Source organism: Parazoarcus communis SWub3 = DSM 12120, from assembly GCF_003226565.1.
GTDB lineage: Bacteria > Pseudomonadota > Gammaproteobacteria > Burkholderiales > Rhodocyclaceae > Parazoarcus > Parazoarcus communis.
In genome coordinates this window covers 140,111-150,681 of record NZ_QKOE01000010.1, presented here as the reverse complement: position 1 = coordinate 150,681, position 10,571 = coordinate 140,111, and the positions used below count along the sequence as shown (strand labels likewise).

Here is a 10,571-nt window from a genome sequence, read left to right as displayed (position 1 = left end):
AGCAGGCCTGGAATGACCTGAGGCTGGTGGTCGCACACGATCCGGTGACAGCCGCCACCAAGACCCGGCAGCGCAACGAGCGTATCGACGCACTGACCCGGCAAGCGGATCAATGGACGGGCAAGCTTACCGATCAGGACGAAGGCGTGAAGCACCGGGGTCGCAAGCTCTCGGACAGCGGCGCCAAGGCGCGCTTCTACCACGCGGTCAGCGAAGCGCACCTGTCGCGCATCATCAAGGTGGATCTGGCTGAGGAGCTGTTCAGCTACCACATCGACGACAAGGCGAAGCGTCTTGCCGAAATGATGGACGGCAAGCTGCTGCTGGTGACCAACGCCGAGGGGCTTTCCGCGCAGAACGTGATTCAGCGCTACAAATCGCTCGCCGATATCGAGCGCGGTTTCAAGGTGCTCAAGTCCGAGATCGAGATCGGCCCGGTGTATCACCGTCTGCCCGAGCGGATCCGCGCGCACGCGTCGATCTGCTTCATGGCGCTGATCCTGCACCGGGTGATGCGTAGCCGCCTTAAGGCGGCTGATGTGGGCTACACGCCCGAGCGGGCGCTTGAGCAACTGCAGCGCATTCAGCATCACCGCGTGCGTCTGAACGGCGGGGAGCCGGTGACAGGGGTGTCGACGCTCAGCACGGAACAGCATGAGGTGCTTCATGCATTAGGAATCGAAAAACCAGCGGCGCCGGAGCAGTTGGCGCTGTTGTAGTGGCATTTTTGAAAGTACGCTATATAAAAAACAAGGACTTGCGAGCGTGACTGTCGAACTCCGGGGAGCAGACGGTCCCGTCCCTCTGACTGAAAGCCGGCAGCGCACTCAACTGCGGTCTCTCATCCCGTCAAGGCTGGACGACAGATGGCTCATGGGCTCGACTGGCAGCCACCGACCATTCCACCCGTGCATTTGACGTCGAGCAGATATACCTGAAAGTGACGAAAACAGGCTATAATTCCGAGCCTCGGCGTGCCATTCCGTGCAGCAGTGTTGCCAATGGGCTGTCCTCATCTCTAACGAACGCCTCTTGGTCATAGCCCTGAGGCATAGCCGGCATCTTAGCCAAGCGGTACTCCAGAGAAACTACCTCCTGAACCCCCTCGCTTTCCTCGATCATCTCGAACGCATCGCTGACGAAACAGCTGATATTTTTTCCCGCGCCAACGCTGCTCCTGAACGTCAGTCCTTCGAAACCCTCGGCGCGTATCGCGTCGGCGAAGAGCTGCGTGATGGCATAGAGGGAGTGGAGTTCAGGCTGCACGGGTACATTCAGCACATCGGCAATCGACAGAATCCTGCGGAGGTCTTCCAGCCTGCTATCACTCAAGAAGTTGCGGATGTCGTGTTTGGCGAAGTTTGCCACCTGCAAGTTTCGGCGCAGTCGGAATCTTGCCGTCGAGACCAAATGGCCCGGATGAGGTCGGAGCTCCGCAACTGCGGTCTGCACGTCCGATGCGAGATAAAGAATGGAGACTCGGGGTCGATTGAAACGCCCCTCAGTAGCCAGCGCAACGGGGGGGTTATAGATATCTTTCCTCGTATGTGGGAGGTACCAGAAGCGGTGGCGGTCTTGCGGATAGGCATGCTTGCGCTTTAGACGCGCCTGAACGCCTACTCGGGCGCGGACGTATTCCGCACCCGCCGGAATGACGTCCGATAAGTCATGCCGCAGCGACTGGATGAGCGCCTTGGCACTGGACTCAATTTCAAACCAGTTCCTCTTGAGAGCATCCGAGACCACGTTTTCAACAGCCACATCTCGTCGGTCCCGCAGACCGTCGAGGATGCCCCCATCCCAGTAACCGCCGCCCAGCGAGATGTCTTCTTCTGCAGCTGGATACCAATCCTTATCTTCCATCGTGAGGTACGCCTGCTCGAACTCGTCGAGCGACGCGCTCTCGTCCAGATTGAAGATAGCCCTGCTCGCAAAAACGAGCATTTCGAGGGACTCGCCACCAATGTGGTCGTTGTAGTCCCACTCAGAGAAGTTCAGCCGAATAAGGGCACGAAAAGTGCGCTTAACTCGGATGTCCGACGCAGGCAGCGCCCGGCCACCCTTGTGATGGCAGATAGGGCACTCCTCAATGGCACTCCCGCGCTCTTGCAGTTCCAAGCGCAGCTCGTTATCAGCAACACAGTACTCGCACAGAAAGGGCTCATTCAGCATGAAGTCATATTATCCAATGGCGCTGCCGACCGGTACTGATTCGGCCACGGAGCCATAGAAGTCTGGCAGGTCGAGGATGCACCGGCGGATCGACCGAAGGTCGGTATGCGGGACTGTAAGGCTAAAGTCCGAGCTGGCGGAATCGCCAAGGTCAAGTACGCCCTGCGGTGCTCGGACGGTAGAAATCAGATCAACGTAGCAGCCGTAGTCGATGCCATAGACAATAAATCGCTTGCCAGGCTGATCTTTTGCCGACATACCCTTACGCAGGACGTGCAGCACGCGCTCGTCGTATAGGAAATCGACCAAGGAATCGCGCAGGCCGGCTTCAAGCAAAAATGCCTTCGCCCGGCGCTCTTTGATGACCTTTTCGATTAGCCATGTTAGAAGGCGTTTCGCATCGTGGTGAGCCGACACAGCCGCGTCTTTGGTGCCCAAATACCAATTTTGTGCAGCGGCACGCACATCTCCCACAGAAATGGATGAGTCGTTCGCGCGCTGCGCGGCCGCGCTCAGAATGTTAATCGCATCGCGTGGAACTCCCTCGCACGCTCGCACAACTTCTTCGAAGGCGTTCGCTTGGGTGAATGCGGCCGAGATTAGCGCGGCCTCATTTGCAGGGACGGTTGCCTTTGCCTCTTCCATTTCCGCACACGTGTGTGCGTAGACGAGCGCCCGGAAGAACTCGACTGCCTTGTCTTCGTCGTTGTCGAAGACCATGAAGTCATCTAGGTTTACAGCCGCTGAAACGTCCGCCCCGATCTCAATGCCGACATTCCCGGCATCTGCGTCGGGGATCATGAACCGGCTGCGCTGCTCAATCGCCGCGATCTTGACCGTAACGCCCTTAATTGGAAGCACGGCGCGCCTGAGTAAATCCGCCAGCATCGGCTGGAGATCGAGTGGTACCTCACTCCATTCGTCAATTAGCAGCCACAATCTGCCACCAGGAAAAGACTCAACGATCTTCCTTAGGGCGCTTGACACGCTCCCGAAATTGACTCGATGAATCTCCTGTCCGATGACAGTCCTCTTAGCGGAGACCGCTTCCTTACCAGCGTCAGTGTCCTTGGCATCAGCGGCAATAGAGGCAGATTTTAGCGATGCAGTAACGCCTACTCTTGTTTCGGCACTGAATGAGTTCTCAGCTACGGTGGCCACTTCGACGGTTGTCGTGCCAACAACCTTCACCTCCCGGTGCGCATCGAAGAATTCGTCGAGTGCTTTCCCGGCAGCACCCAGGTCAACTCTTGAGTCGTCAGCGAGCGCTTGTTCGAGAAGGTACCCGTGAATCGCAGCCAAAACATCGATGAGTAACCGGGTCGCTCGCTGCGAGACAGGGATCTGGGGATCGGCGTAAACACCACCGGTTGATCCGAGGTTCCGCATATCAAGCTGCACCGCGACCGTGCCTTCCTTCTCACGCGCGGTGCGAAGAACAGTCAGCAGGTGCGTCTTTCCTGTGCCGCGCCGGCCAAAGATCAAGCTGTGGTCGACTGACGACAGAGCCGCTAGTACAGCGCCGAAGTCAACAAAGGTACGTGCGAGCGTCGCGTCGTCTTGGCGCTCTGCGCGTTTGGCAATGCGCATGAACGCAAGATTGATTGGGGAAGTCATTGGAAAGCCCTCGGCTGTACGACTCTTATTGCTTGGCACCGCGCATTGCGGTTCTGGGCAGATGATAGCCGATCGAAACGTTCAGAATAATCTACACATCGGCCGGTTTGATTCTGGTCAGTTCCAGGCTCTAGGTCGGGATGCGCCGTTCCAGCAACTATGAATACAGTCTTTCGGACCTAAGGCTTAATAAACGGCCGCAGTAGCGCAAACAGCAGACGTTCGTTAGGATGTTGCTGGACGGCCGTTCTGGCCGAGGAGCTTCTGATCGGGAACCTGAAGCGGCCGTCGCCGTATCGACCAGAGCCGACATTCGGGTGTCAGCGTGCGATCATCGGCAATGAAGGGGCTACCTGCCACTCGCCGGCCTCGCATTTCTCGGTCTCTCAAAGACAACCAAGAGCGTCCGAACGCGCTTCGCTTTTCCGACCTACGGTTCGAGGGCACATTTCGAGTGATGGCCTTGAATTGATCGCAACCCCATGAACACTCCGACCCGCTATCATTGCGTCAATATTACTGACGCTGGGGCTTCGTGGGATGAAGCATGATCTCCCTTCCTTTGCTGTTCTCATCGACGCTGACAACGTCAATCAGGAGTCCATCGCTCCGATCCTTGAAGAAATTACCCGGCATGCGCGAATCACAGTTCGCCGCATCTACGGGGACTTCACGAGCCAGAACCTCTCCGCGTGGAAGGTAAAGCTGGCCGAACATGCAATCCACCCGATACAGCAATACCGCAACACCGTCGGCAAGAACGCCAGCGACAGCGCGCTGATCATCGACGCGATGGATCTGCTGCACTCGCGCCGCTTCGAAGGATTCTGTCTAGTCAGCAGCGACAGCGATTTCACCCGACTCGCAACGCGCATTCGTGAGGATGGGCTGGTTGTCTATGGCTTCGGCGAAAAAAAGGCCCCAAAGGCCTTCGTGAATGCGTGCGATCGCTACATCTACGTCGAGAACCTCCTCAATACCCGAGCGCCCGATGCCTCCGCCGAAATTCCGACGGCTGAATCGGTTCCCGCAGGGCCGAATGCACCCCGCGCCATCGACGGAAGTGCCTCCGCGCCTGACCAGATTGAACCCATTCCCTTGGCACCGGCTATCACCGCGCCATTGTCATTCAGACCGCCGGCCTTGGCCCTCAATCTTTTGATGCGTGCCTATTCTAATGTCGCCGATGAACTCGGCTGGGCGCTGTTGGGACACCTGTCCTCATACATCCACGCTAATCACTCCGACTTCGACCCCCGCTCCTACGGCTGCACGAAGTTCATCGACCTCATCCAAAAGACCGCCTCCTTCGAACTGGTCCAACGCCAATATAAGAACGGCCAGAGCTACTTCTGCCGCCCCGCAAGCAGCGCACAACCTCTGGAGACACACACCGCCGCTCCCCGGAAGTCAGCGTCTCGGGAAACCTACCGCGCAGCGCTCGTCCAGGCCGTCTCAGACGCTACCGCCTCAAACGGATGGGCGCTGGTCAGTGCCATCGGCCAGAAACTGAAAAGCGCCGGCCGCCGCGTAGGTGAATCAGGTCACTCCACCTTGACCGAAACCTTGATGGCGACTGGACTATTCGAGATGCGGGGTAGCGGTGCCGCGCGTTACTTCCGTCTAAGAGCCAACGGCAAAGCGGCGATCAGCTAACCTAAACGGGCAAGAAATAGTGGCTTGCCCCCACTTCATGCTCTTAGCCTTGCGGGATGCTGTCGATGGAAGGGTTGAACATCGCCAGGTCCATCACGTATTCTGCGCCCTGAAGTTGGATGTGCATGGCCCAAGTCTCATTGGGTTTCAGTGGCACTTTCATGCCCACCAGCTTTGCCCGGTTCCACGGCGCTAGTGGCTTACAGGGTTCCATGGCCGGCTTGGCTGTTAATCGGAGTCTGATTGTTGCCCGTGGAGCAGGCGGCCGCCTTTGGAATGGGTGACAAATTCTGACTTCCGGCCAGGAGCCGTCGGTGAGAGATCTCCCTCTCAAGCGGACAGCCACCACCTGAGTGCGATATGCTCATCGTGTTTTCTGGTTGCTAACACATCGACGCCCCCAACCAGCGCGAGGAGCCGCGCAGGTCTGTTGGCCTATAACGTAAGTATTCGCACTCACACCATGGCAGATCTACAGTCCCAGATTGTTTACGTGCTCACGAATCCGGCGATGCCCAGCCTAGTGAAGATTGGAAAAACCACACAGCTTGAAGTGCAGGACCGCATGAAGCAGCTCTATGGCACAGGAGTTCCCGTCCCGTTCGATTGCGCATTCGCGTGTCAAGTGAAGGATGCATGCGAAGTCGAGAAGGCACTTCACTTCGCTTTTGGTGCCTCGCGAGTCAACCCGAATCGTGAGTTCTTCAAGATCGAGCCTGAGCGAGTCATTGCTATCCTGAAGCTCCTGAAGGTCGATGACATTACGATTCAATTCGAACAAAACCTTGAACTCGATGTGCCAACCGCAGACATTCAGTCTGCCCAAAACCTGAAGGAATCACGCCGTCCTCATATGAATTTCCACCATCTGGGCATACCCAATGGTTCAGTACTCGTGTCAACAGAGCAGCCCGAAATTTCCGTTAAAGTCGTTGGAGAACGCAAGGTCGAGTACGGAGAGGTCATCTGCTCCCTCACAGCTGCCACTCGAAAAGTCCTGGGGCTCCCAGATGACTATGCACTCCAACCCTCGCCGTTCTGGACCTTCAACGGCAAAACGGTGAAGGAGATTTACGACGAGTTTCACGACGCATCCGAAGGATCGTAGTTTAACTGCCCAGAACCACCGAGGTGATTGCTGAACCATGGACGATCAGACCGTAGAAGTCTACGTACGCCACAACTCAGGGCGCTCGCTCTTGATGTTCCATATCCCAATGTGCGTCCGAGAGTCGTTTCTTCAGGGGATCAAGAACGGCGAGTTCCCGTCGGAAGACTGTCAGGCACACCTTGAGTTGTCAGTTCAGCCGGAATGGATTGCCGATGCTGATGTCAGAGCGCTATTGCAGTCCAAGGAGAAAGTAATTCATCTTCGCATTCCACTGGCCGCCATCACAGCGTCATTCAATGAGTAGCGGCGGTCGGCTCTGGTGACGGTCGTGTGGCTGCTCCTGTCGTACAGACTAGGGCGTTCTGGAGAATCTCGAAAAGCAGATGATGAACCACGCTCCTCCAAGCGACTGAGACGAGCTCTTCGCGAACAATGAACGTCCGCTTTACTGTTCCTAGGAAAGGCAGCACCGGGTCGGTAGTTCATGGAGAAGCCGCCATTCGCCGTCGCCTGACGCTCGAGCGGCAGGTGACCAACACATTGCTGCCTGACTGCGCCATCAAGCCTCCGGCAGCTTCGGCCGAGTTGCCGACTGTTGCCAAAAACATGCAAATCACGCTTTGCCAGGCCAGCCCTTGTGCGGCTATCCGCAGCATTGGGATAAGCCGCTAACTTTCTGGAGTTTGTACCCGGGTTGGCCAGGAAATCACGAATGAACTTCCTGTGCCCGATGCGCGGCATGCCGCATGACCGCCATGGGCTTCTGCGATGGCCTTGACCACGGCGAGCCCCAGGCCGCTGCCACCATTCTTACGCCAAAAACATGCAAATCACGCTTTGCCAAGCCAGCCCTCGTGCGGCTATCCGCAGCATTGGGATAACTCGCTAACTTTCTGGAGCTTGTACCCGGGTTGGCCAGGAAATCACGAATGAACTTCCTGTGCCCGATGCGTGGCATGCCGCATGACCGCCATGGGCTTCTGCGATGGCCTTGACCACGGCGAGTCCCAGGCCGCTGCCACCATTCTTGCGTGAGCGCGAAGGGTCGCCACGACGAAAGGCCTCGAAGATTTCGCTGGTCAGCGCGCTGTCGATGCCAGGACCGTCGTCTTCCACGCTCAGGTGGCAGAGGTCGTCCGTCTGCGCCAGGCGAACCCGCAGTTCGCCTGGATCGGCATGGTGCAGGGCATTCTCCAGCAGCGCCATCAGGGCTTGACGGATGCGCACGGCATCACACTCTACCTGCAGGTTGGCGTCCAGTTTCTTGTGCAGGTGAAAGCCTTTCTCTGCCAGGGGCGCGGCGAAGGCCTGCAGCACGGTATCCAGTTCATCGGCCAGCGTGACACGAACCCGTTGCACTTCCAGATGCCCGCTGTCGTTCAGGCTGAGCACGCGCAGGTCTTCGATCAGACGGCTCAGGCCCTCGACCTGACGAAGCAGGCCTTCGAACAGCGCGTTGCTGGGCGTGAACACGCCTTCTGCCAGGCCCTGCAGGCGGCCACGCAGGATGGTGACCGGGGTGCGCAACTCGTGAGCGATGGCGGCGTTCCAGAACTCGCGCTCGCGGGTCATGCCCTGCAAGCGCTCGGCCATGGCATTGAAGTCACGCACCAGTTGCGCTGTTTCGCCCATGGCTTGCTCGTCCAACGGTGCACGGGCGTCGAGCTTGCCTTGAGCCACTTCACGCAGGCTGTGCGCCACCGAGTTCAGTGGTGTGATCAGCCGGCGCGACAGACGCACGGCGACGAACACCGCCATGCTTAGTGCGGCAATGATGGTGCAGACGATCCACACCAGTTCCACCCGTGAGGGCACCATGGTGTCGGAGATGCTGCCCGGCAGGTAGGTGATGGCGAAGGCGTAGAACACATAGGTGCCGATCACCGAGATGCAGATGATGCCCAGCGCCATCACCGCCAGTGACTGGATGATCTGCCGGCGCAGCCCCGGTGTCGGCTTCATGGCTCGACGCCGAAGCGATAGCCCACGCCCCAGACGCTGGCCGGCACCCCCTGAATGTCGAGCGCCTCGAGCTTCTTGCGCAGTTTGCTGACGTGGCTGTCCACGGTGCGCTCCTGGGTGTCGCCTTCGGGCAGGCAGTTGACCAGCAGTTCCGCGCGGCTGAACACCCGCTTGGGTGCGCGCATCAGGCAGGCCAGCAGCTTGAACTCGGTCAGGGTCAGATCCAGCGTCTGCCGCTGCTCATCCAGTTGCACGCTGGCCTCGTGGCTGTCCAGGTCGATCTGGAACGGGCCAACACGCAGCACCTGCGTGGCGGTCGGCACGCCCGCTCGTGTGCGCCGCAGCACCGCCTGCACCCGTGCCACCACCTCGGCCGGGTTGAAGGGTTTGACCACGTAGTCGTCAGCGCCCAGGCGCAGCCCCATCAGCTTGTCGATGTCCTGGTCGAGCGCGGTGAGCATGATCACCGGGGTGTCGCCGCGGGAGCGAATTTCGCTGAGCACTTTCCAGCCATCCAGGATGGGCATCTGTACGTCGAGCAGCAGCAGGTCCGGCTTGAGGGTCTGGTGCAGGGTCAGGGCCTGCTGGCCGTCGCTGGCGTGGTGGGTGCGAAGGCCGCTGCGTTGCAGGTAGGCGGTGAGGATGTCGGCGATCTCGGCTTCGTCTTCGGCGATCAGCACCAGCGCCGGGGAGGCGGGGCTGACGCGCGCGTGGGGATCGGACATGAACAGGCTCGCAGATGATGGCGCCGAATTTTATCGCGCCCTCCATGCTTTCTCCACAAAGCCTCGAATCATTCGCAATAGCGGAAAGCCAGACTGCAGCCTTGATCCGCACCCGGTCGACATCAGGTCGCCAGGGCGTCGCGTGCAACGAGGAGTGGGTTATGGGCAGCAAACAGCGGCATCTGGGCATTCTGCTCGCAGGGCTTGCCGTACTGGGACTGGCAGGTTGCGATTCGGTGGCAGAGCAAGCTGAAACATCCGCGCCGCCGCAGGTGTCGGTGCTGACACTGCAGGCGCACGAACTGGCGGTCAGCGAGGATCTGCCGGCGCGTGTGGCCGCGGTGCGCAGTGCCGAGATTCGCGCGCAGATCGGCGGCATCGTGCAGCGCCGCCTGTTTGAGCAGGGGGCCGAGATCAAGGAGGGGGCCGTGTTGTTCCAGATCAACCCGGCGCCGTTCAAGGCCGAGGTCGATAGTGCTGCTGCCGCCTTGCAGCGTGCCGAGGCGACCCTGGTGCGGGCGCGGGTGCAGGCCGATCGCCTGACCCCGCTGATGCGTGCCGAAGCGGTCAGCCGCCAGGTGTATGACGATGCCGTGGCGCTGCGCGATCAGGCCGCCGCCGACGTGGCCCAGGCCCGGGCGACCCTGGCGCGGCGCAAGCTGGACCTGCAGTTTGCCAGTGTCGAGGCGCCGATCGCCGGGCGGATCGACCAGGCGCTGGTCAGCGAAGGGGCGCTGGTATCGCCGACCGATGTCACGCCCATGGCACGCATCCAGCAGATCGACCAGGTGTATGTCGACGTGCGCCAGTCCGCCTCGGCACTGGAGGCGCTGCGCCAGCAGGTCGGCTCGGCGACGCCGGAAGTGGGCGTGGATATCCTCGGTAGCGACGGCAAGCCGCTGGGCATGCGCGGGCGCATCCTGTTCTCCGGCATCGAAGTGGATGCCGGCACTGGCGACGTGTTGCTGCGCGTGCTGGTGGACAACCCCCAGCGTCGCCTGCTGCCCGGCCTTTATGTGCAGGCGCGGATTCCCCGCGCACATTACCCGGCCGCGCTGAGCGTACCGCAGCAGGCGGTGATCCGCAGCGCAGGCCAGGCCACCGTGTGGGTGGTGGATGCCCAGGGCCAGGCACAGCAGGTGCCCATCGAGGTCGGTGAGCTGGTGGCGCGTCGTTACCGCGTGGTGTCCGGGCTGAGCGCCGGGCAGCAGGTGGTGGTCGAGGGCATCGAACGCCTGAGTCCGATGTCCCGGGTTGTCACTCGACCTTGGCCCGCTGTCGCCCACGAACAGCTCAGTGCTGTCGCGCGCTGAGTTCGGAGAAACCGT

General features: G+C 59.8%; 10 protein-coding genes and 1 pseudogene. 5 read left to right on the top strand and 6 right to left on the bottom strand.

What is annotated here, in order from left to right:
• Nucleotides 1–719, top strand: a 719-nt coding sequence (locus DNK49_RS14635; RefSeq protein ID WP_110526012.1) for an IS1634 family transposase, incomplete at its 5' end; no start/stop codon positions are given.
• A 235-nt stretch (nucleotides 720–954) separates the two neighbouring features.
• On the opposite strand, the gene DNK49_RS14630 is transcribed toward DNK49_RS14635, so the two are convergent.
• Nucleotides 955–2,172, bottom strand: coding sequence for an RES family NAD+ phosphorylase (locus tag DNK49_RS14630; protein ID WP_110526009.1), 1,218 nt, complete (start codon nucleotides 2,170–2,172; stop codon nucleotides 955–957).
• A 9-nt stretch (nucleotides 2,173–2,181) separates the two neighbouring features.
• Nucleotides 2,182–3,789, bottom strand: coding sequence for an ORC-CDC6 family AAA ATPase (locus DNK49_RS14625; protein WP_110526006.1), 1,608 nt, complete (start codon nucleotides 3,787–3,789; stop codon nucleotides 2,182–2,184).
• 540 nt (nucleotides 3,790–4,329) lie between these two features.
• Between DNK49_RS14625 and DNK49_RS14620 the strand changes: the two genes are divergently transcribed.
• On the top strand, nucleotides 4,330–5,445 hold the full coding sequence (locus tag DNK49_RS14620; protein ID WP_110525994.1) for an NYN domain-containing protein: 1,116 nt from the start codon (nucleotides 4,330–4,332) through the stop codon (nucleotides 5,443–5,445).
• 43 nt (nucleotides 5,446–5,488) lie between these two features.
• Here DNK49_RS14620 and DNK49_RS24135 read toward each other — a convergent pair whose 3' ends face one another.
• The gene (locus DNK49_RS24135) at nucleotides 5,489–5,659 is read right to left on the bottom strand and encodes a hypothetical protein (RefSeq protein ID WP_165843340.1); all 171 of its coding nucleotides are present in this window, start codon (nucleotides 5,657–5,659) and stop codon (nucleotides 5,489–5,491) included.
• A gap of 249 nt (nucleotides 5,660–5,908) precedes the next feature.
• Between DNK49_RS24135 and DNK49_RS14615 the strand changes: the two genes are divergently transcribed.
• Together DNK49_RS14615 and DNK49_RS14610 are read left to right on the top strand one after the other, a co-directional pair.
• Nucleotides 5,909–6,553: a GIY-YIG nuclease family protein gene (locus DNK49_RS14615; RefSeq protein ID WP_110525991.1), complete on the top strand. Its 645-nt coding sequence runs from the start codon at nucleotides 5,909–5,911 to the stop codon at nucleotides 6,551–6,553.
• Between the two features lie 37 nt (nucleotides 6,554–6,590).
• On the top strand, nucleotides 6,591–6,860 hold the full coding sequence (locus tag DNK49_RS14610; RefSeq protein WP_110525988.1) for a hypothetical protein: 270 nt from the start codon (nucleotides 6,591–6,593) through the stop codon (nucleotides 6,858–6,860).
• Nucleotides 6,861–7,224: 364 nt separating this feature from the next.
• Here the strand turns inward: DNK49_RS14610 and DNK49_RS25165 are convergent.
• From DNK49_RS25165 to DNK49_RS14595, 3 genes and pseudogenes are all read right to left on the bottom strand, one after another.
• Nucleotides 7,225–7,365 (bottom strand): annotated as a pseudogene (locus DNK49_RS25165) (ATP-binding protein); the annotation flags it as partial.
• A 76-nt stretch (nucleotides 7,366–7,441) separates the two neighbouring features.
• Nucleotides 7,442–8,518, bottom strand: coding sequence for an ATP-binding protein (locus tag DNK49_RS14600; RefSeq protein ID WP_110525985.1), 1,077 nt, complete (start codon nucleotides 8,516–8,518; stop codon nucleotides 7,442–7,444).
• Complete coding sequence (locus tag DNK49_RS14595; RefSeq protein ID WP_110525982.1) at nucleotides 8,515–9,243, bottom strand: response regulator; 729 nt, start codon at nucleotides 9,241–9,243, stop codon at nucleotides 8,515–8,517. The genes DNK49_RS14600 and DNK49_RS14595 overlap by 4 nt, the downstream gene beginning before the upstream one ends.
• Nucleotides 9,244–9,404: 161 nt before the next feature.
• Here DNK49_RS14595 and DNK49_RS14590 point away from each other — a divergent pair, with 161 nt between their 5' ends.
• Nucleotides 9,405–10,556: an efflux RND transporter periplasmic adaptor subunit gene (locus DNK49_RS14590; RefSeq protein WP_110525979.1), complete on the top strand. Its 1,152-nt coding sequence runs from the start codon at nucleotides 9,405–9,407 to the stop codon at nucleotides 10,554–10,556.
• Nucleotides 10,557–10,571: the final 15 nt, after the last annotated feature.

Excerpts from the sequence above, each read along its gene's own strand:
- DNK49_RS14630 (WP_110526009.1), bottom strand. The coding sequence starts at position 2,172 with ATGCTGAATGAGCCCTTTCTGTGCGAGTACTGTGTTGCTGATAACGAG.
- DNK49_RS14625 (WP_110526006.1), bottom strand. The coding sequence starts at position 3,789 with ATGACTTCCCCAATCAATCTTGCGTTCATGCGCATTGCCAAACGCGCA.
- DNK49_RS14620 (WP_110525994.1), top strand. The coding sequence starts at position 4,330 with ATGAAGCATGATCTCCCTTCCTTTGCTGTTCTCATCGACGCTGACAAC.
- DNK49_RS24135 (WP_165843340.1), bottom strand. The coding sequence starts at position 5,659 with ATGGAACCCTGTAAGCCACTAGCGCCGTGGAACCGGGCAAAGCTGGTG.
- DNK49_RS14615 (WP_110525991.1), top strand. The coding sequence starts at position 5,909 with ATGGCAGATCTACAGTCCCAGATTGTTTACGTGCTCACGAATCCGGCG.
- DNK49_RS14610 (WP_110525988.1), top strand. The coding sequence starts at position 6,591 with ATGGACGATCAGACCGTAGAAGTCTACGTACGCCACAACTCAGGGCGC.
- DNK49_RS14600 (WP_110525985.1), bottom strand. The coding sequence starts at position 8,518 with ATGAAGCCGACACCGGGGCTGCGCCGGCAGATCATCCAGTCACTGGCG.
- DNK49_RS14595 (WP_110525982.1), bottom strand. The coding sequence starts at position 9,243 with ATGTCCGATCCCCACGCGCGCGTCAGCCCCGCCTCCCCGGCGCTGGTG.
- DNK49_RS14590 (WP_110525979.1), top strand. The coding sequence starts at position 9,405 with ATGGGCAGCAAACAGCGGCATCTGGGCATTCTGCTCGCAGGGCTTGCC.